The sequence below is a fragment of the Agrobacterium sp. S7/73 genome (assembly GCF_019355535.1).
GTDB lineage: Bacteria > Pseudomonadota > Alphaproteobacteria > Rhizobiales > Rhizobiaceae > Agrobacterium > Agrobacterium tumefaciens.
Genome location: NZ_CP072137.1, coordinates 474,713 through 499,400 on the forward strand (window position 1 = coordinate 474,713; position 24,688 = coordinate 499,400).

The 24,688-nt window shown below is 58.2% G+C and carries 23 protein-coding genes; 12 read left to right on the plus strand and 11 right to left on the minus strand.

The genetic code is table 11. The annotated features are described in order from the left end of the window. The first annotated feature begins 22 nt into the window (after positions 1-22). The 5 genes from J5276_RS17125 to J5276_RS17145 all read left to right on the plus strand — a co-directional run bounded on the left by J5276_RS17125 (position 23) and on the right by J5276_RS17145 (position 7,462). Positions 23-985: a hypothetical protein gene (locus J5276_RS17125; protein WP_035199459.1), complete on the plus strand. Its 963-nt coding sequence runs from the start codon at positions 23-25 to the stop codon at positions 983-985. 151 nt (positions 986-1,136) lie between these two features. Continuing rightward, the gene (locus J5276_RS17130; RefSeq protein ID WP_035199460.1) at positions 1,137-3,158 is read left to right on the plus strand and encodes a hypothetical protein; all 2,022 of its coding nucleotides are present in this window, start codon (positions 1,137-1,139) and stop codon (positions 3,156-3,158) included. Between the two features lie 76 nt (positions 3,159-3,234). After that, complete coding sequence (locus J5276_RS17135; protein WP_112752773.1) at positions 3,235-5,457, plus strand: type I secretion system permease/ATPase; 2,223 nt, start codon at positions 3,235-3,237, stop codon at positions 5,455-5,457. An 8-nt stretch (positions 5,458-5,465) separates the two neighbouring features. After that, positions 5,466-6,830 carry an HlyD family type I secretion periplasmic adaptor subunit gene (locus tag J5276_RS17140; protein ID WP_003510897.1) on the plus strand — a complete coding sequence of 455 codons (1,365 nt, stop codon included), beginning with the start codon at positions 5,466-5,468 and terminating at the stop codon, positions 6,828-6,830. Between the two features lie 137 nt (positions 6,831-6,967). Next, a complete protein-coding gene (locus J5276_RS17145) occupies positions 6,968-7,462 on the plus strand; it encodes a hypothetical protein (protein ID WP_013761578.1) in 495 nt (164 codons plus the stop codon). 19 nt (positions 7,463-7,481) lie between these two features. On the opposite strand, the gene J5276_RS17150 is transcribed toward J5276_RS17145, so the two are convergent. The 3 genes from J5276_RS17150 to J5276_RS17160 all read right to left on the minus strand — a co-directional run bounded on the left by J5276_RS17150 (position 7,482) and on the right by J5276_RS17160 (position 10,920). Next, positions 7,482-8,750, minus strand: coding sequence for an O-antigen ligase (locus tag J5276_RS17150; RefSeq protein WP_003510903.1), 1,269 nt, complete (start codon positions 8,748-8,750; stop codon positions 7,482-7,484). A gap of 7 nt (positions 8,751-8,757) precedes the next feature. Next, positions 8,758-10,044, minus strand: coding sequence for a polysaccharide biosynthesis/export family protein (locus J5276_RS17155; RefSeq protein ID WP_013761580.1), 1,287 nt, complete (start codon positions 10,042-10,044; stop codon positions 8,758-8,760). A 195-nt stretch (positions 10,045-10,239) separates the two neighbouring features. Continuing rightward, positions 10,240-10,920 (minus strand): sugar transferase, encoded by a 681-nt coding sequence (locus J5276_RS17160; RefSeq protein ID WP_003510909.1) that lies wholly within the window; start codon positions 10,918-10,920, stop codon positions 10,240-10,242. A gap of 385 nt (positions 10,921-11,305) precedes the next feature. On the opposite strand from J5276_RS17160, the gene J5276_RS17165 reads away from it, so the two are divergent. Continuing rightward, positions 11,306-11,515 (plus strand): hypothetical protein, encoded by a 210-nt coding sequence (locus tag J5276_RS17165; protein WP_141680512.1) that lies wholly within the window; start codon positions 11,306-11,308, stop codon positions 11,513-11,515. A 21-nt stretch (positions 11,516-11,536) separates the two neighbouring features. Here J5276_RS17165 and J5276_RS17170 read toward each other — a convergent pair whose 3' ends face one another. Further along, on the minus strand, positions 11,537-12,085 hold the full coding sequence (locus J5276_RS17170; RefSeq protein WP_003510910.1) for a cupin domain-containing protein: 549 nt from the start codon (positions 12,083-12,085) through the stop codon (positions 11,537-11,539). A gap of 146 nt (positions 12,086-12,231) precedes the next feature. Here J5276_RS17170 and J5276_RS17175 point away from each other — a divergent pair, with 146 nt between their 5' ends. After that, positions 12,232-13,566: an aspartate aminotransferase family protein gene (locus J5276_RS17175; protein WP_003510911.1), complete on the plus strand. Its 1,335-nt coding sequence runs from the start codon at positions 12,232-12,234 to the stop codon at positions 13,564-13,566. 145 nt (positions 13,567-13,711) lie between these two features. After that, complete coding sequence (locus J5276_RS17180) at positions 13,712-15,532, plus strand: methyl-accepting chemotaxis protein (RefSeq protein WP_065704073.1); 1,821 nt, start codon at positions 13,712-13,714, stop codon at positions 15,530-15,532. Between the two features lie 110 nt (positions 15,533-15,642). On the opposite strand, the gene J5276_RS17185 is transcribed toward J5276_RS17180, so the two are convergent. From J5276_RS17185 to J5276_RS17200, 4 genes are all read right to left on the minus strand, one after another. Continuing rightward, positions 15,643-16,428: a L,D-transpeptidase gene (locus tag J5276_RS17185; RefSeq protein ID WP_035251547.1), complete on the minus strand. Its 786-nt coding sequence runs from the start codon at positions 16,426-16,428 to the stop codon at positions 15,643-15,645. A 19-nt stretch (positions 16,429-16,447) separates the two neighbouring features. Beyond that, entirely contained in the window at positions 16,448-17,503 is a 1,056-nt protein-coding gene (locus J5276_RS17190; protein WP_003510915.1) for a murein L,D-transpeptidase family protein, read from the minus strand. A gap of 156 nt (positions 17,504-17,659) precedes the next feature. Beyond that, complete coding sequence (locus J5276_RS17195) at positions 17,660-18,445, minus strand: SDR family NAD(P)-dependent oxidoreductase (protein ID WP_003510918.1); 786 nt, start codon at positions 18,443-18,445, stop codon at positions 17,660-17,662. Next, the gene (locus tag J5276_RS17200) at positions 18,442-18,825 is read right to left on the minus strand and encodes a hypothetical protein (protein ID WP_019564682.1); all 384 of its coding nucleotides are present in this window, start codon (positions 18,823-18,825) and stop codon (positions 18,442-18,444) included. The genes J5276_RS17195 and J5276_RS17200 overlap by 4 nt, the downstream gene beginning before the upstream one ends. A 97-nt stretch (positions 18,826-18,922) precedes the next feature. Between J5276_RS17200 and J5276_RS17205 the strand changes: the two genes are divergently transcribed. Beyond that, positions 18,923-19,498, plus strand: coding sequence for a DNA-3-methyladenine glycosylase (locus tag J5276_RS17205; protein WP_019564683.1), 576 nt, complete (start codon positions 18,923-18,925; stop codon positions 19,496-19,498). Positions 19,499-19,501: 3 nt separating this feature from the next. Here the strand turns inward: J5276_RS17205 and J5276_RS17210 are convergent, their stop codons facing one another. The 3 genes from J5276_RS17210 to J5276_RS17220 all read right to left on the minus strand — a co-directional run bounded on the left by J5276_RS17210 (position 19,502) and on the right by J5276_RS17220 (position 21,277). Continuing rightward, positions 19,502-19,660 carry a hypothetical protein gene (locus J5276_RS17210; RefSeq protein WP_034501930.1) on the minus strand — a complete coding sequence of 53 codons (159 nt, stop codon included), beginning with the start codon at positions 19,658-19,660 and terminating at the stop codon, positions 19,502-19,504. A 232-nt stretch (positions 19,661-19,892) separates the two neighbouring features. Continuing rightward, complete coding sequence (locus J5276_RS17215) at positions 19,893-20,090, minus strand: hypothetical protein (protein ID WP_003510923.1); 198 nt, start codon at positions 20,088-20,090, stop codon at positions 19,893-19,895. A gap of 173 nt (positions 20,091-20,263) precedes the next feature. Then, entirely contained in the window at positions 20,264-21,277 is a 1,014-nt protein-coding gene (locus J5276_RS17220; protein WP_003510924.1) for a substrate-binding domain-containing protein, read from the minus strand. 268 nt (positions 21,278-21,545) lie between these two features. On the opposite strand from J5276_RS17220, the gene J5276_RS17225 reads away from it, so the two are divergent. From J5276_RS17225 to J5276_RS17235, 3 genes are all read left to right on the plus strand, one after another. Beyond that, positions 21,546-22,811: an ABC transporter substrate-binding protein gene (locus J5276_RS17225; RefSeq protein ID WP_065704075.1), complete on the plus strand. Its 1,266-nt coding sequence runs from the start codon at positions 21,546-21,548 to the stop codon at positions 22,809-22,811. 64 nt (positions 22,812-22,875) lie between these two features. Continuing rightward, positions 22,876-23,850: a carbohydrate ABC transporter permease gene (locus J5276_RS17230; protein ID WP_003510926.1), complete on the plus strand. Its 975-nt coding sequence runs from the start codon at positions 22,876-22,878 to the stop codon at positions 23,848-23,850. Beyond that, positions 23,847-24,680 (plus strand): carbohydrate ABC transporter permease, encoded by an 834-nt coding sequence (locus J5276_RS17235; protein WP_003510927.1) that lies wholly within the window; start codon positions 23,847-23,849, stop codon positions 24,678-24,680. The genes J5276_RS17230 and J5276_RS17235 overlap by 4 nt, the downstream gene beginning before the upstream one ends. Positions 24,681-24,688 lie beyond the last annotated feature (8 nt).

Consider the following 24,688-nt stretch of genomic DNA (forward strand, 5'->3'; position numbering starts at 1 on the left):
AGCTTTTTCGGAGGAAATCGACATGGGTTACAATCCACAGCCTGCGGGCGACGACATCACCAAGATTGGCGCGCTTTCGGAGGGTTTCGCCAACACCTCGACCAATGACGCAAAGGTGGACGACAGCAATGTCGGCACCGCAAACGGTGAAAACCGCAACAACGACAACAGCGACAACAGCACCAATGTGGATGTTGACGCCAAAATCGACGTTGCAGTGGGCAACGGCGACAATCGCGACAACGACTATGACTGGAGCTATGACAGCAAGTCTTACAGCGACAACGATACGACCGTAAAGACGAGCACCGAAACCAGCACCGAAATCAAGACCGATTACGACTGGAGCTATGAAAGCAAGTCGTACAGCGACAATGACACCAACGTGAAGACGGTCACGGATACGGACACCAAGACCTTCTCCTATTCCGACGACGACACGACAACAACAACAACGACGACTTCCGACAGCTTCAACTCCGCTGACAGTTTCTACAAGTCGGATGACGACTTCGGCAACATCGCCGGCGTCAAGGATGTCGGCAATCTCGGCATCGCTGGCGGAGACCTCACCTTTAACCTCGGTGACGACTTCTCCTTCACACTTGATGTCGACAATATCCTCAACAGCTCGCTCAACGGCGAAGGCAACGACACGGGCTTCAGCCTTGTGCAGGCCAACCACCTGGCGGATCAGGATCAGGCCTGGGATGTCAGGATGGACAATGGTGGTGCCCAGAACCACCTGAGCGCGAATGCCGGCGACGCCTTTGGCGCAGAAGGCATGGACGGCAAGGGATGGGACCTCAAGGCTGGCGACGACGCTGCGGGTACCAGCACTGCAGATGCATCGGCTATCCTTGCAAACTCCGGCTTCCATCTGGAACTGGTGCAGGGCGCCAACATGCTCTCCAATGCCGTTGATGTCTCGGTCACAGGCGGTAACTCGCATGTTTCTGATACCGGCGAGGACAGCGGCTCCTGACGAGTACCTCTCTATGAAAAAAGCTGCACCGGCATTCGCCGGTGCAGTTTGCGGTTGAAGGACCGGGTTTGCGCGAAGACGAAGCACCGCCTCTTGGACGTGTGCCGCCCGCCGCCCAGGCTCTGCCGCGATGATCAGGGAGGGACCTGCAATGCAAATCGACAGAATTTCAGACATGATTGCGCATTTCATCGGCCTGTTCGACACGGTGATCGAGGAAGCGCGTCTAAGAAGCAACTATGCCGAAGGCACGGCACACGCGAACAAAGACCGGTTGTCGGATGATGACGCGGCAAGACTGCTAGACAAGACCTACGACTTGCAGCTTCAGGATTACGATCCCGGCGTTAAATATCGCGCCGGCTATTACGACTTCGACTATCTGCAACCGCATTTCGCTCGCATGGTCGAACACGACATGCAGCAGCTTGCAAATGCGATACCGGTAGATATGTCAGCCGCGCATTTCCGTTTTCCGGGCAGTGTCTCCTTTGAGCAAGAACGCGAACTGGTGGTGCACACCGGCCCGGGCTCGGTTATCGCGCATGTCACGCAGGTCAACATTCTTCAGGACGACGACTATCTGAACATGACGGACGGCCCAAATGTGGCGCGCGACACCAGTTTCGTGACCCAGCGCACCGTCGAGTTCCATAACGAAGCAGCCGTCTTCACGCCCTTTTCCGTTTTCCAGCGCACCGACAGCTACGACGCGTTGCAGGCGCTCGCCAAATCAGCACATGATTATATCGACCATGCGCGCGAAAATGACGTGACGTCCCTTGGAACCGGCGCGGAACAGGATTTCGTTCTCGCCGGCAATGACATCAACGGCCTCTACATCAATGGCTCCATGGCAAGCGAAAAGCCAATGCTCGACGACTTCATGCCGGATCGTGGCATTGCCAAGCCCGCTGAAGAGCCTGAAAAGAGCGATGTTTCGCTGCATGAGGATAGCCCCGCCGGAAACAGCCTCGATGTGGCTGCCGGCGCAAATGTCGTCGCCAACATAGCAACGCTGGTCAATACTGCCGTCATGGCCTCCGTCACCACCGTCATGGGCGATTATCACCAGATCGATGCAATCACCCAGGCCTATGTCTATAGCGACCGCGATGAGGTCGATTCCGTTTTCACGCAGTCCGAAGACCATGACGCAACCGCCGCCTACAATATTGCGACCTTCTCACGCAGTGTCTATCCGGGTGCAGAAAGCGCCGATAGCAGCCACGATAGTGGTGAACCGCCAATATTTCCCACTGCCTGGCGTGTCAGCGTCCTCGAGGGAGACGTGTCTTTCGTCCACTGGATCGAGCAGTACCAGTTCATCAGCGACAACGACACACTGACGGTTACCTCTTCGGGTGCCAGCGTCAGCTTGCTGAGCGGTGGCAACGCTGCCCTCAACATCGCCAATTTCCTCGGCATCGGCATGCAGTACGATCTGGTCATCGTCGGCGGCAATGTGCTGGACATGAACCTCATCAGCCAGATCGCCGTGCTTTACGACAATGACTGGATCCGCGCCAACCCCGACGCGCCTGAGGGCGCCACCGTTCAGTCCGGCAACAACCTGTTGTGGAACGACGCCAGCATCCACAATGTCGGTGGCAACGACCGTTTTGAAACCATGCCGGACTATATGGCGCAGACGGTGAAAGCGATTAACGAGCGTGATCCGAACATGCCGGACGCGCTTGCCCACGATGCCAATTTTGCGGGCTATCAGGGGATCAACGTCCTTTACATCACTGGCAATCTTTATGACGTCAGCATCATCAAACAGGTGAGCGTGCTGGGCGATTCCGACTATGTGACGCAGGCAGCCGCAAAGATTCTGGAAAACAACGAGAACGTCACGATCCATATCGATACCGGCAGCAACGCCGTCATCAATCTCGCGCAGATTATCGATTACGACAGCTTCGGTTCCACCACCTACGTCGCAGGCGGGCTTTATTCGGATGCTATCCTTATACAGGGCGGCATCATCGAAAATGATGCGTCGCAACCGGGTCACCAAGGCCAGCAGCTGGCAAACGAAGTGATCGCGTTTCTGCACGACGATCCCGCCACCATTCAGAATGAATCCGATGGCGTCATCAACGCCGGTCACGACATGTCGTGGTCGAGCGCGCATTCATCCGACGTCATGCAGGCGGTCACTGCATAGGTTTTGACAGGCGGGGAGAAACACCCGCCGCCAAAGCCGCAGAAACCGCGAGATCACCGAGGGGATTAATAAAAAAATGGATCATATTTCAAGAAAAACCATTACCGCCGGGCACTCGCTGGACTTGCCGCTGGATCAGGATGCGGAAGACAGCAAGCTGACTGATGCCTGCATTTCGGCCATAAACGAGGCCGTCGAAAACCTGCGCCATCTGTCCGGCGCGGAACCGACCGTGAAAGCAGCCCCGCCCTCCCCTGAGATCACACCGCCCCGGCCCCTTCCGCAACATTCCCCATACGCCGAACAACCGCAAATGCGTGACGTTCCGCAGGAAAGGCCAGTGCCGCCGCAGCAAGACCGGCGCCCCGCCTCACCGCCGGAGCCGGAAGCAAAGGTGGACAATACCGAGCTGAAAAGCTCACCCGACCTGCCCTTCGTCAAGACCATCGACAATAATGACGGGCCTATACGTGAAAACGAGCGCCGTCCGGTGACGGGCGGCGGCGGCAACGGCAAGGAGCCGACGGAGAATGGCGGTGGTGGCGGAGGAGGCGGCGGAAGCCAGAGCGGCTTCCACAAGCGCAGTGAACCCGTCAATTTCGCCGCCAGCCTCGCCAAGGGCATCGCCGCGATACGGCGCAACATGGCGATCGTGATGCTGTTCACCATCGCCATCAACGTTCTGCTGCTTGCCATCCCGCTCTATCTGTTTCAAATCTCGGACCGGGTCCTGACAAGCCGCTCCATGGATACACTCGTCATGCTGACGGTCGCCGTTCTCGGCGCGGTTCTGTTGCAAGCCTTCATGGACGCCATCCGGCGCTTCATCCTGATGCGCACCGCTGTCGAGCTTGAAGTGCAGCTTGGAGCGCCGATCCTGTCGGCAGCGGCCCGTGCCTCCCTGCATGGCAGCGGCAAGGACTACCAGATTCTGCAGGACCTGCAGCAGCTGCGTTCCTTCATTACCTCCGGCACCCTGATCGCCTTTCTCGATGCGCCGTTGATGCCCCTCTTCATCGTGGTGGTTTATCTTGTACATCCGCATCTCGGCATCATCATCATGGTCTGCTGCGCGGTGCTGTTCATCATAGCCTGGCTGAACCAGCGCTTCACCGCCAGACAGTTCGCGGAAGCCTCCGGTTATCTGAGCCGCGCCAATTTCCATCTCGATTCCATGTCGCGCAACTCGCAGATCATCAATGCCATGGCGATGATCCCAGAGGCCGTGAAGATGTGGGGTCGTGAAACAGCCGGATCACTGAAGTCGCATGTGGCGGCGCAGGATCGCAACATCATGTTCTCAGGTGTTTCCAAAGCAGCCCGCATGATCACGCAGGTCGCACTGCTGGGTTGGGGCGCGCATCTGTCTCTCGCAGGCGAACTGACCGGCGGCATGGTGATCGCAGCATCCATCATTTCCGGCCGCGCGCTGGCGCCCATCGAAGGGGCGATCGAGGGTTGGCATCAGTTCAACAAATCTGCAGCCTCCTATAGCCGTATCAAGCAGCTTCTCATCACCTCACCGCTCAATTTCCCGCGTCTGCGCCTGCCCAATCCGGAAGGGCGTCTGGATGTGGAACGTATCCTTTTCGTGCCGCCGCCGCAGAAGAAGGTGATCTTGAACGGCATTTCCTTTTCGCTGAAGAAAGGTGAATCCCTCGCCATCATCGGCAATTCCGGTTCCGGCAAGACGACGCTTGGCAAGATGCTGGTCGGCTCCATCCTTCCCACTTCCGGCAATGTCCGCCTTGACCTCATGGACCTGCGCAACTGGGACCAGCGGCAATTCGGTGAAAGCATCGGTTATCTGCCCCAGGACGTGCAGCTGTTTCCCGGCACCATCAAGGCCAATATCTGTCGCATGCGTGACGATGTTGAAGACCGGCAGATCTACGAGGCGGCTGTGCTCGCTGACGTACACGAGCTGATCGCCGGTTTCCCGCAGGGTTACGAAACCGTGGTTGCCGCCGATGGCGCACCGCTTTCGGGCGGCCAGAAGCAGCGCATCGCGCTTGCCCGCGCCTTCTTCGGTGATCCCAAATTCGTGGTTCTGGACGAACCAAACTCCAACCTTGATACGCAGGGCGAACAGGCGTTGGCAAAAGCCATTCTGCACGCCAAGAAACAGGGCATCACCACCGTCACCATCACCCAGCGACCCGCACTTCTTCAGTGCGTCGACAAGATAATGGTGCTGAAGGACGGATCGGTCGCCATGTTCGGCGAACGGATGGACGTACTGAAGGCTATTTCCGGCAATGGCCGGCAAAGTAGCCAGTCTCCGCAGATCGAGGGTTGAGGATCGTCATGTTCAAGAAAAAAACCGCCGTCGCCGTCGCAGAGGTAAAACCCCAGGGCCAGCTTGAGTGGTACAGCGAAGTGCCACGTTCCATTCGCCTCCACAGTTCAATCGGTCTTGCCGTGCTGCTCGCCTCCTTCGGCGGCTTCGGGTACTGGGCCGGCACCGCACCGCTCTCCGCCGCCATCATTGCCCAGGGCAGCTTTGTCGCCACAGGCAACAACAAGGTCGTGCAGCATCTGGAGGGCGGCATCATCAAGGAAATGATGGTCAGCGAAGGCGACACCGTCAAGGAAGGCGACGTGCTTCTGACGCTCGACAAGACGACGGCGCTCGCCAACGAGCGCATGTTCCAGCTGAGACGCCTTCGCCTCGAAACCATCGTCACGCGCCTGCGCGCCGAGGCGCAGGGCCAAAAAAGCTTCAAGGTGCCTGACATCGTCATGAAGGAAGCCAGCGATCCTGATATCAAATCCATCATCCAGAGCCAGAACATCGTGTTCCACAGCAAGATCGTGAAGCTCGACGAGCAACTGAATCTCATCGAAAAGAACATCAAGTCGCTGGAGTTTCGTTATGCAGGCTATGAGGGGCAGAAGCAGTCCTTCGACCGTCAACTGGCACTTCTGACCCAGGAGCGTGATTCCAAGGAAAGGCTTGCCAAGGACGGTGTCATCCGCAAGACCGACATGCTGGCGCTGGAGCGCGCCATTGCCGATGCCATGGGCGATATCGCCCGACTGACCGGCGAGATGAACCAGAGCGAGGCTGAAATCGCCAAGTTCAAGCAGGAAGCGGTCATTGCCATCAACGCCAACAAGCAGGCTGCTCTCGACGCGCTCGAAACCGCAGAAGCCGATCTGGACAGCGTGCGCGAGCAAGTGCGCGGTGCCGCCGAAGTGCTGGAACGCACCGTCATCCGCTCCCCCGTCAACGGTACCGTGGTGCGCGCCTATTACCACACGGCAGGCGGCGTCATCACCACCGGCAAGCCAATCATGGAAATCCTGCCCGCCCACGTTCCCCTGATCCTTGAGGCGCAGGTTCTGAGAACCTCCATCGACCAGTTGCATGAAGGCCAGACGGCAGCGATCCGCCTTTCGGCACTGAACCGCCGCACCACGCCTGTTCTGAACGGTAAGGTCTTTTACGTCTCCGCCGATAGCATCGAGGAAAATGCAGGCCTGCAGGTTAAGGACGTCTATATCGTGCGCGTGCAGGTTTCAGACGAGGAGATCGCGAAGGTCCATAATTTCCATCCCGTTCCCGGCATGCCGGCGGATGTCCTGATCCAGACTTCGGAGCGAACCTTCTTCGAATATCTGACCAAGCCTATCTCCGAGAGCATGTCCCGAGCATTCAAGGAAAGATGAAGAAATACCGCTTTTCCAGGAAGGTTGGACGGCGGTTTTGCGTCGGGAAAATGCGGAACGCAGAAGGACCTACACTGTCAATCCCGTCCAGATCGGCATAGAATGCCAGTATATGTCTGGTGGGGCGGGAGAACAGCATGGCGGCAATGTCGGATATATTGCTGATGGTCGGCAGGCTGAATTACGTGTGGACCAACACCGAAAGCCTGATGATCTATCTGATCGTCCATCTCCTGAAAGTGGAGAAGGAAGCGGCCATCGTCGTGTTTCTGACGCTCAACACCACGCGCGCGCGCATGGATCTCATCGAGCGTCTGGCAAAACTTCCCTCAACGCCGGCGCCGGATCGCAAGACCATTCTATCCATCATGGCGCGGCTCAAGAAAGAATCGAAAACGCGCAACAAATACAATCATTGCATCTACTCCTTCGACGAAAAGGGCGAAATTGCCAGCACCCAGCTCATGCGACTGGTGGAGGACGAAACCCAGGTCCGTTACGGCAAGGTAGAACGCATGGACGAGAAAGAAATCGAACACCTCGAGAAATCCATCGCCGACATCGTCTCTGTCAGCAAGGACATGTGGAGTTTCATCCACGCCAGCCCGCACGTCTCATCGGATTACCTCTAGGATCGGGCAGAGCGAATGCTCAGGCTCGCGTCTGTAACCGCACGCCAATCGCGGGATGAGTTTCGCTATTCTGCGTGGCTTTCGCCGGCAGGCACAGTTTTCCGGCGGCGAAATACAGCAGGAACGAACCGATCTGGAATGGGAAGATGATATCGATCTCCACGAAGGAGCGGACGACGAACAGCGCGCAGATGGCAAAGAGAATGACGCCCTGCGGATCGCGCTGGCGCATCAGGACCGAGCGCAGATGGCCGAGCAGCGTTCCGTAAAGCACCATGCCGAGCAGAACCATGCCGACGATGCCATTCTCCACCACCGTCTCGATATAGGTGTTGTGAAAATGGAAGCCGCTGCGTCCGGTAATGAAGAAGTCGTTCCACAGGCGCTCGGCATCGGCAAAACCCACCACCCAGAACCCCTGGTAACCAACGCCGAGGATCGGTGTCTGCTTTGCCGCTTCGATGCCCTGCTGCCAGAGATAGGTGCGTCCTGTCAGTGTCGAATCCTTGCCGAAAAGGCCGAGAATGGCATCAAGCAAGCCGAACTGCAGGGACGCGACCACCAGCAATATGCCAATACCGCCGAGTGCGAAAAAGGTCATCTTGCGGTTGGCGGGTGAAAGCATGCCAATCGGGATGAAACCGATGATGAGGGCGACCACCGCCGCCGTGGTAATGGTGGATGTGGCCGATTGCGAAGCAATTAGGCTATAGGCCGATAGGAGCCCGGTGATGCCCGCGATCGGCAGCCAGATACCCCTTTGCTTGAGGATCAGCACGGATGAGACAGCGAAAATGACGCCGAGCGAGGCGTAAAAGCCAAGCTGGTTCTTCGATGAGAAAGCCCCGACAAAACTGTAGGTTCCATCAAGCGCATCGAAAAGGTGGACACCGAACAGCAGCGAATAGAGCAGAATGACGGTGATGCCGATCAACGCCCCACGCGTCAGCGTGCGGATGGACACCACCCGCATGGCGATAAGTGCACAGACGATATGCGTCATATACTGGATGGAAGCGCGCATTGTGACCGATGCTGCCTCCGACCAGAAGCTCGACAGCACGGTCAGGATGCCGAAGGCGAATATCCACAGATAGCGCGGATAGTTACCCAGCACGCGCCGGTAATTGACCACTACAAGGGGCAGCCACATGCCATAATAGGCCAGAATCGAGATTTGCCCGAAACGCGACGAATAGGCGAAAACGAAGAATGACAGCGCAATCGCCGCCATTCCGTAGACCTCATTGCGTTCGGGATCGATCAGTGCCGATTTGGCGATCCGCATGAAAACCTCACTGCATCAGGATTTCGGACGAGACCTTGATGACGTCGCCTGGCTGAAGCATGGCGTTTTCATCCACCTTCACTTCCTTCGGCTTGCCGTTTTCCTCACGCACCACGACGTAGCTGATTGTCGCGGATTTTCCCGACGGATCGAAACGGATCGCCTCAGCCGATTGTGCGAGCGCCTCCGACATCAATTCCCGGCTTGTACCCAGTTGCAGATTGAGCTTGTCGAGTTCCGCTTCCGTGTCCTGCAATTCCTTGGAGCGCTGTGCCACCCAGTCATTGCGCAGGTTGATTTCATCCTGGGTCGCCTTGTTGATATCCTGCTTGGCACGCAATGACTGCGTGTCGATATCAAGCAGTGCGGCTTCCACCTCCGCTGCACGTTCTTCCGCGGAAATACGCCGTTGCGATAGTGCAAGGCCCTGCTCGTTCAGCCGGTTGACGCGGTCTCGGTCCTCATTGGCAAGCTCGAGCTGACGGTTTTGCGTTTCCGATTTCTTTTTCAGCGATTCGACTTCGCTTTCCAGAAGCGCATGCAGATCCGTCAGTGCCTTGAGCTGCAAAGTGTAACGCTCGGTGCGCGATTTCATCAGCGCACTTTCGCTGGCGAGAAGCGCGTCGATCTCGGCAATCTTTTCCATCTCCGGCGTCTTGGCGATGACCGTGTCACCCTTGACCTCGGCGATCAACCGCGCCTGACGGGCAAGCAGCCTTGCGCGCTGGTTGTCGTAAACGGCTGCGTCGCCGCGGGCATTTATGAAGTCGCGGGCAAAACGCTGCCCGGCATCGGAGCGCCGCAACCCGCCGGCAAGGCTTACGGCCTTCAACACCGTGAGATTGGCAGCATAGGGATATTCGCCTGGCGTCTGTACATCTCCGCTGAGGAAGATCGGCCGGAACTGGGCAATTTCGACAGAAGCCGACGGCAGGTTGCGAAGGGCGAACTTGCTCTGAAGCTGGGCTCCAATCGCCTCACCGACCTCTGCGGACGTCTTCCCCGCCACATCCAGCTGGCCGATGAAGGGCAGCGACAGCGCGCCGGATGGGCCGACGGAATAATCGCCGTTGATGACATCCCAGTTGCGGATGCTGCCATCGGCCGGCTGCCATTCGGCAACGCGGATGCGCAGCTTGTCGGCGGTGCCAAGCTTGTATTGAGCGCCTTCCGCAGCCATTGCGGAAAGCGGCGCTCCAAATGCGACGGATGCGACAAGCAGAAGGGCGGAGAAAGTGCGTCCGGCGGTTCTTTTTGCAAGCGGACGGCTAGCGACGGCAATAGGACCGTTCATCGGGAAACTCCCTGTTTGCGGATCGCCGCGCGGGCGATCAGGCGATAGAGCAGCCGGACGGTGCCGGCTGCACAGCGCCGCAAAAAAGCGGCCATTATGATTTGCACCAATGACGCACCCAAAGACCGGACTTGGGATCCCGGTCAGGGTGCGTGGCAAAACAAAGATCGATAAAGCCAAACTCAATATCGGTTTTCAGTAGCTTCCGCGTGAAAGGCACACGGCGGGAATGGTCTTGACGATGATGAAGACGTCCTGTCGCATCGACCAGTTCTGCACATATTGCGTGTCGAAAGCCACGCGGGTCTTGTAGCTTACGTCATTGCGGCCGCTGATCTGCCAAAGGCCGGTCAGGCCCGGACGGGTGCTGAGGTAATAGGCGGCATCGCTTTCGTAGTAGCTCAGCTCCTCGTCGACGACGGGGCGCGGGCCAACGACGCTCATTTCGCCGCGGATGATGTTGAGAAGCTGCGGCAGCTCATCAAGGCTGAGCTTTCGCAGCACGGCACCAACTGCGGTTACGCGCGGATCATTCTTGAGTTTGCGGGTCGCACGCCATTCCTCGGCAGCCTCCGGATTGGCGGCAAGATATTGCCGCAACATTTCATCACCGTTCATCGCCATCGTCCTGAATTTCAGGCAATGGAAATAGCGGCCATTATGTCCCACACGCCGGTGCCCATAAAAGATCGGGCCGGGATCGGACAATTTCACCAGTGCGGCGATCAACAGAAAAATCGGGCTGAAGATGAGCAGCGCAAGCAGGGCCGATGTCATATCGAAGCTGCGTTTTGCGATGCCCCCGATAGGGAAACTGACATCGAAGTCTTCGGAACTGCTGAGTGTCTGTTCAGCCGATTGGGTCGCGGACTTCATAGAGAGAACTCCATTTATGTTTTGCGATTGGTCGGTGCCCGGAGGCGTGTCTTTCCGTCTAAAAGAGATAACAAGTCTGTGTTCTGAATTTGATGCTAATGGATTTTTTGTAAGGCACATTGCCCCTGACCGTCTATGCGATTTCTTGCGAGAGCGGCCGATCAACGTCAGGGCAATATTAACGGTTGCATAAAAAAGCAACAAATGTGCCGGCGGCCATGTGTTGAGAGCATGGGTGCCGCTCCCGCATGTATTGCGTTTTCGACAACAGATAGTCTTTTCTTATATGTTTCTTGTGACTTAATCAGGTGAGACAGGAACGCCAAGAACAGCCATGCGTCAGGAAGAATATTAAATTTTTTTGCAGCGCAGCAAGATTGTGGCAATGCATATAAAATTTGACATATTAACCGGGATTTTTTTGCCGGCACGCCAACTTCGCCAAGAAAAAGCGATGGAAAAATTGCAAAAGCGGCGCAAAAGCGGCAAAATAATGGCAGGAACCCGTATCAAAGTTCGGTCGGCTCGTAGAAAATCTCTCCGGCTGGACCATATTATCTCCGGCTGCAACGGTCCGACCACCATTCCGGCGTGACTTTACGCGAAAGCCATAGAATCAGAAGGTGGGTGGTGTGCAGGCGCTGATGACCTCGCACGGCACTGGACCAACGCAACGGAAGCGGTGCGGCCTGCGGCTTTCGAAATAATAGGCATCCCCCGGACCGAGAACCCGCCGCTCCTCGTCGACCGTCACCTCCAGACGCCCGGAGAGGATGATACCACCCTCTTCTCCATCGTGGACCAGTGGCACCTTGCCGGTATCGGCACCCGGCTGGTAACATTCCTTCAAGATTTGCAGGCTGCGGCCGAAAACATTTTCGCCCACCTGCCGGAAGGATATCGGTCCTTTGCCGATTTCGACAAGTTCATCCGCGCGGTAAAATGCCTTGCGGCTGGTCTCCGGCTCGTAGGCGAAAAATTCGGCAAGGCCGATCGGTATACCGTCGAGAATGCGCTTCAGCGCGCCGACGGACGGGTTGGAGGTGTTGGATTCGATCAAGGAAATCGTCGAATTGGTAACGCCAGCACGTCTTGCCAGTTCACGCTGGGAAATATTGTGACGCAGCCGCAAATGGCGCAAACGCCCGCCTATATCCACCGACATGCGTGATCCCCCGTTGCCGTTGTTCGAAATATCGAAAACTACCTTTCCCGCCTATAACATTTTCAATGGCTTGGCCACAGCGAGAAAAGGGCTTGTTCAGCCCGGAAAATAGCTTTCAATCACCGGCACCGAACAGGAGAACCGTTATGGACAACCCCAACCGATCCAACTCCACCTCACTCGACAGCTACTGGATGCCATTTACCGCCAACCGGCAGTTCAAGGCCAATCCCCGCCTGCTGACGAGCGCGGAGGGCATGTATTACACCAGCAATGACGGTCGTCAGGTTCTCGACGGTACAGCTGGCCTGTGGTGCGTCAATGTCGGCCATGGCCGCCACCAGATTGCATCCGCCGTCAAACACCAGCTTTCGACCATGGATTATGCGCCCTCGTTTCAGATGGGCCATCCCGTCGCCTTCGAATTCGCCGAGCGGCTGGCGGAAATCGCGCCTGGCCCGGAAGGCGCGAAGCTCGACCGCGTGTTCTACACCGGCTCGGGTTCTGAATCAGTCGATACGGCGCTGAAGATTGCGATCGCCTATCAGCGCGCCATCGGTCAGGGCACCCGCAGCCGTCTGATCGGCCGTGAGCGCGGTTATCACGGCGTCGGTTTCGGCGGCATCTCCGTTGGCGGCCTTGTCAACAACCGCCGTGTTTTTCCGCAAATCCCGGCCGACCACCTGCGTCATACCCACGATTTGGCGAAAAACAGCTTCGTAAAGGGCCAGCCCGAGCATGGTGCCGAACTGGCAGACGATCTGGAACGGCTGGTTGCTCTGCATGGGGCCGAAACAATCGCGGCCTGTATCGTTGAACCGGTTGCCGGCTCCACCGGCGTGCTGGTGCCGCCGAAGGGTTATCTGGAGCGCCTGCGGGCCATCTGCGACAAGCACGGCATTCTGTTGATCTTCGATGAGGTTATCACCGGTTTCGGCCGTATGGGCTCGTCCTTTGCCAGCAACTACTTCGGCGTGACGCCTGACATCGTTACCACCGCCAAGGGGCTGACCAACGGCGCAATCCCGATGGGTGCGGTTTTTACCAGCCGCAAGGTGCACGATGCGTTGATGCATGGGCCTGACAACCAGATAGAGCTGTTCCACGGCTATACCTATTCCGGACATCCGGTTGCCTGCGCCGCCGGCATCGCCACGCTCAACATCTACCGCGACGAAGGGCTCTTTACCCGCGCGGCAGAAATGCAGGATGTCTGGCACGACGCCATCCATTCGCTGAAGGGCCTGCCCAATGTCATCGACATCCGCACCATCGGCTTCATCGCCGGCATCGAGCTGCAATCGCGTGATGGAGCTATCGGCGCACGCGCCTATGACGTTTTCGTGGATTGCTTCGAGCGCGGTCTGCTCATTCGCGTCACGGGCGATATCATTGCCCTTTCGCCGCCGCTTATCGCCGAAAAATCCCATTTCGACGATATCGTCTCGATCTTGGGCGACGCGCTGAAAAGAGCGGATTAAAAGTATAAATCTCTAATAAATAAAAGGCTGCAATTTCTATTGCAGCCTTTTTTTGCATTTATCAAGACCGCAACAAAAATAGATCATTTCTTAAGCATATTCTATTAATTTCCCGTAGTATAACCAACCGAGCGGGAATGGCCTCATGGCGTCGATTCAGAAAAAAATTATATTTGCAAGCATTGCAATCTTTTCCATCACCGGAAGCGCGGCGGGGGTCGGTATCTGGGCGACGAATACGCTCAATCGCAATAGTACGGATGTATCGCGGTCCGCCGAGATACTTCACAATCATATGCGTGCCGACATGATGCACGATGCGCTGCGCTCAGACGTGCTGGCAGCCATTCTTTCCACGAATGATACGATGGGCCTGTCGTTCGACGCGGTAAAGGCCGACCTTGCCGAACATGAAGCCACTTTCCTTGAAGCATTGAAGCTAAACAAGGCGCTTACCGAAGGTACGAACGCCAAAGCCGTTATTGAGAGCGTTGAAAAACCGCTTCAGTCCTATCTTGAAAGCGCCAAAACGGTGGTTGGCCTCGTCAACGCCGATCCGGGCGCGGCGACAAAAATGATTCCGGACTTCATGCGCCAGTTCACCACTCTCGAAACCGCGATGGAAACGGCGAGCGAACAGATCGACGCGCTTTCCGAAGCAACTGTCGCGGAAAGCCAGGAGACGAAGGCGGTAATCGAGCTCGTATTAGAAGGGCTGCTGGTTCTGGCGACACTCTTCTGCGTAGGCCTCTTTATCCTCACCCGCAAAACGGTAACGGGTCCAATCCTGCGCCTGTCGAAGACGATGGAAATCCTTGCCAGCGGCGACACGTCACAACCTCCTTCCGGCATGGACCGGAAGGATGAGATCGGCTCCATGTCCGGCGCGGTCGAAATATTCCGGCAGGCGGCGATTGCCAATCGGGCGCTCGAAGAACAGGCCGCAGCAGCCAGACTGCAGGCAGAAGCCGATCAGGCGGCGGCGCGACAGCAAGCGGAGGACGATGCGTCAGAGCGGCTGCGCATCGCCACTTCCGGTCTTGCGACAGGACTGAAGCGGCTGGCATCGGGCGATCTGGCCTTTCAGCTCGATCAGGCCTTTGCCCCTCAATTCGAGGCCTTGCGTCACGATTTCAACAGCTCAGTGCGTCAACTCGGCGAAACGCTGTTCGCCATTTCCGATGGCATCAGCACCATTGACGGCAGCAGCCGGGAAATCGCCGCAGGTGCCGGCGATCTTTCCCGCCGCACGGAAAATCAGGCAGCGTCTCTGGAACAGACAGCAGCAGCTCTCGATGAAATCACGGTCAATGTTTCAAACGCCAACAAGCGTGCCGCCGAAGCGCGGCTCGCCGCCACCGATGCCAACCACAGCGCACTGAAATCTGTGGAAGTTGTCAGCCATGCGGAAGAGGCGATGCGCCGCATCGAAACCTCGTCCCGGCAGATCACCGGCATCGTCGGCGCCATAGACGAGATCGCCTTCCAGACAAATCTTCTGGCGTTGAATGCAGGCGTGGAAGCCGCGCGCGCCGGTGAAGCCGGCAAGGGATTTGCGGTAGTGGCGCAGGAAGTGCGCGATCTCGCCCAGCGCGCAGCAAAGGCCGCAAGCGAAATCCGCGATCATATCCGGCAATCCTCGACGGAAGTGGAAAGCGGCGTGAAACTGGTTCTCGACACCGGCACGGCGCTGAAGGAGATCGGCGAGCGTATCGCGGGCATCGATCGCCATATGAACGCCATCGCCACATCGGCGACCGAACAATCGACCGGTCTTGCCGAAATCAACGCGGCGGTAAACTCCATGGATCACGCCACCCAGCAAAATGCTGCCATGGTGGAACAATCCACTGCGGCTTCTGCAATGCTCGCCGCCGAAACGGCAAAGCTGCGCTCGCTTGTATCGCGGTTCCGTCTGGAAATGGAAAGTGCCGGTAGCAGCGACGTTACCCGTCGCGTTGCCTGAGGTCGCTGCCGCAGATCGAGCCGGCAGCCGCAGTATCGAAGCGCTGTGATTGCGCCTTCATTCATTAGCCATTTCCAGCCGCCCTCTCAGGCGGCTGGAAATTTCGTCTATCAATAGGTCTGCATTGGTTGCGACAGGCCGTCGCCGACCACGCCGCCGCCATACTGCGCCACGGGCACGCCTGCCTGCCCGATAGGAACACCCTGCTGTGCGGGCCCGAGCGCCGTCACCACAATCGGCGTACCATCAGGCACACGGTTATAGAGGTCGACAATATCCTGGTTCAGCAGACGCACGCAGCCGGAGGAAACCGACTTGCCGATCGTCCACCATTCCGGCGAGCCGTGCAGACGGTAGATCGTGTCCTTGCCGTCCTTGAAGATATAAAGTGCACGCGCACCGAGCGGGTTCTTGAGGCCCGGCTCCATGCCGCCATTGCGGCCGCTATAGGGTTCCAGCTCAGGCTGGCGGGCAATCATCTCGTCGGGCGGCGTCCAGCGCGGCCATTGACGCTTGTACTGGATAACGCCGCGTCCGGCCCATTCGAAGCCCGCGCGGCCGAGACCGACGCCATAACGCATGGCCTGGTTGTTCTCGTAGGTGAGATAAAGGAAATGGTTGGCGGTATCGACCACAATGATGCCGGGACGCTCACCGGTGGGATTTTCCACCATTTGACGCAGGAACTGGCGCGGGATCCGCTTGTAGGGAATTTCCGGCAACGGAAACTGCTCGTCGGGCTTCGGACCGTACATCAAGGCATACATCGGGTCGTCGGCCGGGGCTGTTGGCCGTGTGGCCTCACGCGCGGTGGTGTTGCAGCCTGCAAGGCCGGCCAGCGCCAATCCGCCCGCTCCAAGCAGGAAACCTCGCCGGGTCGTTGTCGTGTCGTTCAATTGAAAAACCTCATCTGCGTCATCTTGCGCTGGCAAAGGGATCTGCCAGCGCCGCCTCGGGGCGGCTTATAGGGTACTTCGTGCCGGAGACCTGCGATGCCATGGCCTTTGCGCCACTGGATTTCAGGATGGCACGGAAGCTCGGGTGCATGCCGCCGTCTACATACGCGCTGACCGGGGCAGAAGTTCCCTCGTTCATCGCGGCGGCAAATTTCTGTTGCTCTTCGGCCATTTTCGACGCCACCAAGGGGTCCGGCTGGTTTATCGCAGGTGGGCAGGCCGCCAGCGGATCGGCAGGCTCACCGCCGGCAAATTCGCTGTTAAAAACGTATCGCCGGCCACAAACGGAAACCTTTGGCTGGCGGCGCGTCACCTCGAAATAGTCATAGCCTTCCTTGAGCGTCTTCCAGAAGGGCATATTGGGATCGTCCCGATTCGCCACCATGTTCCGCGCGCTCATGCGGAAGGGATAGGCCTGAACCTGAAAGCGGTCCTGCCCGCCCTGCAGCGCGCGCGCCACGACCGCATAAATCTCGCCGACCTGTTGATCGGTCATCGCGTAACAGCCCGACGAAGAACAGGCACCATGCACCATCAACGCTTCGCCGGTGTAACCAAGCGCCGATTCCAGCCGGTTGGGATAGCCGAGATTGAAGGAGACGTAATATTGCGAATTGGGGTTCAGCATGCCTGCGGAGACATGATAAAATCCTTCCGGCGCCTGCCGGTCGCCCGTCTTCGTCTTCGGGCCAAGTTTTCCGGACCAGCGGCACATGGGATAGGTCTTGAGCAGCGCATAATTACCGGTCTTGTCGATCTTCCAGACCTCAAGCTCGCTTTCCTGCTTGAAAATGCGAACGAGAACCGGGCTTTCCGGGCGCATGCTCTTGGCAGACATCTGCGCCATCATCTTGGATGACAGCTTCGGCGGGTCCTTTTTGACGCTGTCGAGACCCATGGAGGTGCACGCGGCGAGACCGCTGCCGATCGCGACGACCGCAGCTATTCTCATTCCCGCTTTTACCCTGCGCCGCAGCCCCGCACTTGCGAAGTTCAGCAATGCATTCACACCCATGGATCGTTCTGCCCGCCCGATTTGCCCGCCTTTGTGGCAGAGGCTTAACTAGCGAAGGTGGCCATATGGCGGCAACCTCCCGCAAGGACAAAGTCTCGTGAACAGACGTTACCCATTCGTTAATCATACGCACACAAGCCTGTGATGGAACTGCCGCTACCGAAGAAGCCCCTGCCCGCCATCGATCCATACCGGCGTTCCGGTGATATGGCGCGACTGGTCCGATGCCAGAAAACCGATCAATGCAGCAACATCCTCGCTCGTCCCTGCAACCCCGCCGGTGACCGGAATGTCACCCGCCGGGAAACGGACTGGCACTTCGGTCCTGTCGCGCCCGCGTATGTCCGTATTTTCGTCAATCGCCGTTTCAATTTCGCCCGGACACACCGCGTTGACACGGATGCGATGACGCCCGAGCTCCAGCGCCAGTTGCTGGGCCATGGCAAGCTGCCCGGCCTTCGTCACCGAATAGGCGGTAGCGCCCGGCGAGTTGAAAGTGCGTGTGCCGTTGATGGAAGAGACGATGATGATGGAGCCGCCACCTGCCTCCTTCAGATGCGGCACACTGGCATGGATAGTGAGATAGGTGCCTCGCAGGTTGATGCGGATCGTATCGTCCCACTCCGAAGGCGTCAGCTCGTCAATCGGTGCCCAGACGCCGTTGACGCCCGCATTGGCCACCACGACATCCAGACGGCCGAAAGCATCCACAAGCTCTGCAACGGAGTGTCGCATCACTGCCTCCTCCGCCACATCGGCGACGAGGACCTTAGAAGCGCCGGATAAGGCGGAAATCTCATTTTTCACCGCCTGCAATTCAGATTCGGTACGGCCGAGAAGGCCTACGGAAAAGCCTTCCGCAGCCAGATGAAGGGCAGCAGCCCGGCCAATGCCGGAGCCAGCGCCGGTGACGAGGGCGACTTTACCAGTGGCCAAGGTCACAGCCCTCCTTTTCTAGACGCGATCGAGGTGACCGTTGCCGAGACGGGGTCGCTCGCCGGAAAACTGTCTTCCAGCCCCTCTTCCAGTTCCTCTTCAAGAATGTCACGATCCTTCGATGTGCGGGCGCTCGCCTGACCGTGCGGGACTTCATCCTGCGCCGTGCCGAGAGCGGAAAACTGCGACGGCGCATCGGCGCCTTGACGCGTTCCGAATGCCGTCAGCTGAACCATCACCGCGCTCGCGCGTTTGATGGCCTCCGCATCGTCGATGCCATCAAGACCGTCGGCAAGGCGGACCGAGACCTGATCGCCGTCGCTGCCGACAAATTCCACGGAAATCACTCCGTTATCCCGTTTTACATAGGTCGTAGAAAGTTGCATGACATGCCCTCCGATTTGAAAAAGCATCGGCGTAATCCGATGCGACAACACACTGAAACCTGAATTCACAACGATGGCAGAGCAGAAGGGGTTCCAGATGGATCAGGCCTTGGGCCCGGAAATGCAGGAGCGCTTCTTTCAGCGCGATCCCGTTGACGTTGCCCGCGCCCTCATCGGCGTGGAATTCCGCGTTGGCAATACAGGCGGCATCATCGTGGAAACCGAAGCCTATCATCCTGATGATCCAGCATCCCATAGTTTCAATGGGCAGACCCCGCGCACCAAGGCGATGTTCGGCCCGGCCGGCCATCTCTATGTCTACCGGTCCTACGGCATTCACTGGTGCGCAAACTTCGTATGCGCTCCGGGCTCCGCCGTGCTTCTGCGCGCCATCGAACCCCTCACCGGCATAGACATGATGAAACTGCGGCGAGGAACTGACAAACTGAAACTGTTATGTTCCGGCCCCGGCAGGCTTTGTCAGGCCTTGGCCATTACCGGAGAAATGGACGGAGCACCGCTGGACCGCCCGCCGTTTTTCCTCCGTCTGCCAAAGGAGGCCGCTGCCGTTACCAGCGGCAGACGCATCGGCATAAGCCGCGCGCAGGACTATCCTTGGCGCTTCGGGCTTGAAGGCTCGGCCTTCCTCAGCAAGAAATTCGAACAGGCCTGAAACCTACAAGACCTTGGGCGGCCCGTCGTTTTCATCTGGATTGGGGGTTGGCGCCTCGTCCGGCAGCCTATCGGGCTCCGGCTCTTTGACCGGCGGTATATCCGGCTGTGGCGGCACCGGCATTGGCGGGTCTGGATAGGGTTCAACGGGAACAGTTGGCATTGCAGCTCCTGGATATAAGCGCTTCGTCCAATGCGGAATCGAAATGCGCTTTCATCTGCTGGGACGACGCGAGCGCGCGGCCCCTCCTGAGGCGGCGCAACACCCAATTCGCCCATCGGTCAATTGCCGGTCAGGTCCCTTCGGTTTCATTGCGCCGCCCTGCGGATTGTACAGGGCAAACGCAGGAAAACGCCGGTCAGTTCCGTTTTTTTTGGGAAGCTGTTGCGAGGGCTCAGGCGAAACCCAGCGAGCTGCGGGAAATATCGCGGTTTTCGCAATAGTCGCGGGAGTGGGCCTCATGGCCGTGTTCGCGAGCGGTGGAACGGGTCAGTTCCGGGCTGGGCACGTTGAGCAGCGCGTCGGCATAGGTGCCGGTTGCCTCCACGTCATCGATCACAGTCTGTTGTTGCGGCTTTAAAAATTCAAACATCGGTCACCTCCTTCAACACGTCCCCTCAACGCGCTGGCCCAGGTCCTGTTCCAAAAGGCCTGTGCAGCTTCGATTATACACGAGATGCCGCTGCCGTATAGGCGATGAAAGACGAACGGCAATCAATTGACGTTCACAAAATGGAATGGAATCAGTGAGCTATGGCGACGAGGTCAGGCTGGACCGACCGATTCCCGCAAGATCAGTTCGACCGGCCACAATTCCTGAACCTCGCGGACGGGACGGCCGCCGACGATCTGCAGAAGCAGGTCCGTAACCCGCATGCCAGCCATGCGCATGGGCGAGCGGGTGGTGGAAAGCGGCGGCATCATGCTTTCCGGAGTGAGGTAAGGAAACACGTCGTCATGGGCGATGACGGACACGTCCTTGCCGATCACCAGTCCCAGCTGGGTTGCCGCGCGATAGACGCCCTGCGCCGTCATCATTGCGCCAGCGACGAAGGCCGTCGGGCGCGGCGTCTGCTCCAGCAGCGAGCGGGCGAAACGGAAGGCGGCATCTTCGCTGAAATGCTCGCTCATCATGAGGCGCGGATCAGGCGTGATGCCATGGGTCGCGAGCGCATCACGAAAACCCTGTTCGCGGTCCTGCACAAAGGTACGGCCTGTCGGGCCGTTGATCATCGCGATGCGACGGTGGCCACGTTCCAGAAAATGGATTGTCGGACGATACGTCACATCATGATTGTCGATATCGAGCCAGGCGTGCTCGAACGCCGTCTTCGAGCGGCCATGCACGATGAAAGGCACGCCCAGCCGATTGAGCAGCGCGATGCGCTCGTCCTCCGGACGCGGCGAATGCACGATTATGCCATCCACCCGTCCGCTCGACGCCAGCCGGCTGAAAATCGCGAGCTCTTCCTCAATGTTATTGTCGACGGTGACGCTGACGAGAATGTCGGTCTCTTCGCCTTCCAGCCGCGTCGCCATGCCGCCCATGAATTCCGAAAAGAAATGCCCGCCGCCCGAACGGCCCATCACGACACCGATTGCGCCAGCCCTGCCTGTTGCCAGCCTGACCGCGTTGGCATTGGGACGGTAGCCGTATTTCAGCGCAGCATCCATCACCCGCTGGCGCGTCTCTTCACGCACCTCGGGATAGCCGCCAAGCGCACGGCTGACGGTGGTGGGCGACAGCCCGACCTTTTCTGCGAATTCCTTGAGCTTCATGTTTTCTGCCAATTTGCTCCTGCATGCGTCGCCGCCGCAGATTTTTCAAGCGGACAAAAATTGAAATCGCTTTCAATTTATTCCCACCTGAAATCTTACAGTTCGCCGTTTCGAAAGGCAAACCCTCCGTGGCAACATGCGAAGATGCCCAATTTCCAAGCCATAAGAAAGAGTATTGACAGATTTGTCGGCTTTTGCGAACTTCACACCAGTCAAAAGCGCTTTCAATTTTGAGGATGATTGGAAGCGTCAACGGAGGAGTTTGACAATGAATATTTCCATGAAGGCTTTGTTGCTGTGTGGCAGCGTGCTGTCTGCGGCAGTTTCCGCGCAGGCGGCCGAACTTTCCATCGCCGCCAACTCGACCGGCAAGAACATTGCATTTTTCAAGGAGCGGATCGCCGCCTTCGAAAAAGAGACCGGCCACAAGGTCAATCTCGTCACCATGCCGTCATCGTCCAGTGAGCAGTTCAGCCAGTACAGGCTATGGCTTGCCGCGGGTAACAAGGATGTCGACGTCTACCAGACGGACGTGATCTGGGCGCCGCAGCTCTCCGACCAATTCGTGGATCTGACCGAAGCGACGAAGGATGTCATTGGCGATCATTTCCCCTCCATCGTGGCGTCGCAGACCGTGGACGGCAAGCTTGTCGCCATGCCGATGTTCACCGACGCGCCCGCTCTATTCTACCGCAAGGACCTTCTGGAAAAATACGGCAAGCAGCCGCCGAAAACCTGGAAGGAACTGGGCGAGACCGCCAAGGAAATTCAGGACAAGGAGCGCACAGCCGGGCAGAAAGACCTGTGGGGCTTTGTCTTCCAGGGCAGCGCCTATGAGGGCCTGACCTGCAACGCTCTGGAATGGATTGCGTCCGCCGGTGGCGGCCATATCGTTGAGACCAACGGCGACATCTCCATCAACAACGAGAAAGCCGCAGCCGCGATTGAAGCCGCCAAGGGCTGGGTCGGCACCATCGCGCCGCAGGGCGTCCTTGCCTACAAGGAAGAGGAAGCACGCGGCGTCTGGCAGACCGGCAATTCCGTCTTCATGCGCAACTGGCCCTATGCCTATGCGCTTGGAAACGGTGCCGACAGCGCCATCAAGGGCAAATTCGGCGTCACGCCGTTGCCGGCCGGTGAAGAGGGTGCGGCACCCGCCTCAACGCTCGGCGGCTGGAACCTCGCCGTTTCGAAATATTCCGACGATCAGGAAGCTGCCATCCAACTTGTGAAGTTCCTCGCATCAAAGGATACCCAGAAGATGCGTGCGATCCAGCTTTCCAACATGCCCACGATCGCCTCGCTTTACGACGACAAGGATGTCGCGGACGCACAGCCTTTCATGCCGACATGGAAGCCGATTTTCCAGACCGCCGTTCCACGCCCCTCTGCCTCGGCGAAGGTGAAATACAACGAGGTTTCGGCCAAATTCTGGGGTGCCGTGCACAACACGCTCTCCGGCAACGGCACGGCGGCGGAAAACCTTGAGCTCCTTGAAGTCGAATTGACCGATCTCAAAGGCAACGGCTGGTAATCCGGCCCGTGTGGGAAGCGGTCTCGCCTGAGCGTTTCCCACACCCCAACTGCGAGATATCCCAATGAACGATACCGCCCTTCAAAGACCGGCCGCGGCATCCGGCACCGGCTCCGATCTTCAGTCGGAACGCCTGAAATCCGCATGGCTGTTCCTAGCCCCCACGTTTCTGGTACTTGCGATGGTGGCCGGCTGGCCGCTGGTGCGCACCGTCTGGTTCAGCCTCACCGACGCGTCGCTGACCAATCTCGACGGCGCACAATTCGTTGGCTTCAAGAACTACCTCACCTGGATCACGCTCAGCAGCGGCCGCACCATCTATCGCGGCCTGTTGGCTGATCCCGCCTGGTGGGGCGCGGTTCTGAACACGCTGAAATTCACCATCCTTTCGGTCAGCTTCGAAACCGTTCTCGGCCTTATCGTTGCGCTGGTGCTGAACGCGGAATTCAAGGGACGCGGCCTCGTGCGCGCCGCCATCCTCGTTCCATGGGCCATTCCCACCATCGTTTCGGCGCAGATGTGGGCGTGGATGCTGAACGACCAGTTCGGTATCTTGAACGACCTGTTCCTCAATCTCGGGCTGATCTCCCACAAGATCGCATGGACCGCCAATCCGGACACCGCAATGGTCGCCGTTCTTATTGTCGATATCTGGAAGACGACGCCCTTCATGGCGTTGCTCATTCTCGCCGGCCTGCAAATGGTGCCGAAAGACATGTATGAGGCGGCGAAGGTGGACGGTATCCACCCCGTCAAGGTGTTCTTCCGCGTCACCCTGCCAATGATCCGGCCAGCGCTCATGGTTGCCGTCATCTTCCGTATGCTGGATGCGATGCGCGTCTTCGACCTCATCTACATTCTGACGCCGAATAACGCCCAGACCCGCACGATGTCGGTGCTGGCGCGTGAGAACCTGTTCGATTTCGACAAGTTCGCCTATGGCGCAGCCGCTTCCACCATGCTGTTCCTCATCATCGCCTCGATAACAGTCGTTTATATGTGGCTCGGGCGCGTCAACACAGATGGAGCTTCGCGATGACCCTGCCAAGCATCCTGAAAACCACCGCCTTTTATGCGCTGGTCGCCGTCATCATGGTGATTTCGGTATTCCCGTTCTATTACGCGATACTGACCAGCCTGAAATCCGGCTCAGCGCTGTTCCAGGTGAACTACTGGCCGCGTGAATTCTCGCTGACCAATTACAACTTCGTCATCGGCAACGGCACGTTCCTGCGCAATCTCGGCAATTCGCTGTTCGTTGCATCTTCAGTCGTCGTACTGTCGCTGTTCCTTGCGGTAACGGCGTCCTATGCCCTGGCCCGTGTCCGTTTCCGGGGCCGCTCGCTGCTTCTGCTCACCATCCTCTCGGTCTCGATGTTTCCACAGATCGCCGTTCTCGCCGGCCTGTTCGAACTCATCCGCTGGGCTGGCATCTTCAACACGCCGCTCGCGCTGATCTTTTCCTACATGATCTTCACTCTGCCCTTCACTGTCTGGGTGCTGACGACATTCATGCGCGACCTGCCGATCGAAATCGAGGAAGCGGCAATCGTCGATGGCGCAACGCCATGGGTCATCATCACCCAGGTCTTCATGCCGCTGATGTGGCCGGCGCTCGTCACCACAGGGCTCCTCGCCTTCATTGCGGCGTGGAACGAGTTCCTCTTCGCGCTCACCTTCACCTCATCGAACGAACAGCGCACGGTGCCCGTCGCCATCGCACTTCTTTCGGGCGGTTCGCAGTTTGAAATCCCCTGGGGAACGATCATGGCGGCCTCCGTCATCGTCACCGCCCCGCTCGTCGTCCTCGTTCTTATCTTCCAGCGACGCATCATTTCCGGCCTCACCGCCGGCGGCGTCAAAGGCTAGGAGAAAAC

Coding starts and splice junctions, on each gene's coding strand:
- J5276_RS17125 (WP_035199459.1), top strand. CDS start 23: ATGGGTTACAATCCACAGCCTGCGGGCGACGACATCACCAAGATTGGC.
- J5276_RS17130 (WP_035199460.1), top strand. CDS start 1,137: ATGCAAATCGACAGAATTTCAGACATGATTGCGCATTTCATCGGCCTG.
- J5276_RS17135 (WP_112752773.1), top strand. CDS start 3,235: ATGGATCATATTTCAAGAAAAACCATTACCGCCGGGCACTCGCTGGAC.
- J5276_RS17140 (WP_003510897.1), top strand. CDS start 5,466: ATGTTCAAGAAAAAAACCGCCGTCGCCGTCGCAGAGGTAAAACCCCAG.
- J5276_RS17145 (WP_013761578.1), top strand. CDS start 6,968: ATGGCGGCAATGTCGGATATATTGCTGATGGTCGGCAGGCTGAATTAC.
- J5276_RS17150 (WP_003510903.1), bottom strand. CDS start 8,750: ATGCGGATCGCCAAATCGGCACTGATCGATCCCGAACGCAATGAGGTC.
- J5276_RS17155 (WP_013761580.1), bottom strand. CDS start 10,044: ATGAACGGTCCTATTGCCGTCGCTAGCCGTCCGCTTGCAAAAAGAACC.
- J5276_RS17160 (WP_003510909.1), bottom strand. CDS start 10,920: ATGAAGTCCGCGACCCAATCGGCTGAACAGACACTCAGCAGTTCCGAA.
- J5276_RS17165 (WP_141680512.1), top strand. CDS start 11,306: ATGCATATAAAATTTGACATATTAACCGGGATTTTTTTGCCGGCACGC.
- J5276_RS17170 (WP_003510910.1), bottom strand. CDS start 12,085: ATGTCGGTGGATATAGGCGGGCGTTTGCGCCATTTGCGGCTGCGTCAC.
- J5276_RS17175 (WP_003510911.1), top strand. CDS start 12,232: ATGGACAACCCCAACCGATCCAACTCCACCTCACTCGACAGCTACTGG.
- J5276_RS17180 (WP_065704073.1), top strand. CDS start 13,712: ATGGCGTCGATTCAGAAAAAAATTATATTTGCAAGCATTGCAATCTTT.
- J5276_RS17190 (WP_003510915.1), bottom strand. CDS start 17,503: ATGGGTGTGAATGCATTGCTGAACTTCGCAAGTGCGGGGCTGCGGCGC.
- J5276_RS17200 (WP_019564682.1), bottom strand. CDS start 18,825: ATGCAACTTTCTACGACCTATGTAAAACGGGATAACGGAGTGATTTCC.
- J5276_RS17205 (WP_019564683.1), top strand. CDS start 18,923: ATGGATCAGGCCTTGGGCCCGGAAATGCAGGAGCGCTTCTTTCAGCGC.
- J5276_RS17210 (WP_034501930.1), bottom strand. CDS start 19,660: ATGCCAACTGTTCCCGTTGAACCCTATCCAGACCCGCCAATGCCGGTG.
- J5276_RS17215 (WP_003510923.1), bottom strand. CDS start 20,090: ATGTTTGAATTTTTAAAGCCGCAACAACAGACTGTGATCGATGACGTG.
- J5276_RS17220 (WP_003510924.1), bottom strand. CDS start 21,277: ATGAAGCTCAAGGAATTCGCAGAAAAGGTCGGGCTGTCGCCCACCACC.
- J5276_RS17225 (WP_065704075.1), top strand. CDS start 21,546: ATGAATATTTCCATGAAGGCTTTGTTGCTGTGTGGCAGCGTGCTGTCT.
- J5276_RS17230 (WP_003510926.1), top strand. CDS start 22,876: ATGAACGATACCGCCCTTCAAAGACCGGCCGCGGCATCCGGCACCGGC.
- J5276_RS17235 (WP_003510927.1), top strand. CDS start 23,847: ATGACCCTGCCAAGCATCCTGAAAACCACCGCCTTTTATGCGCTGGTC.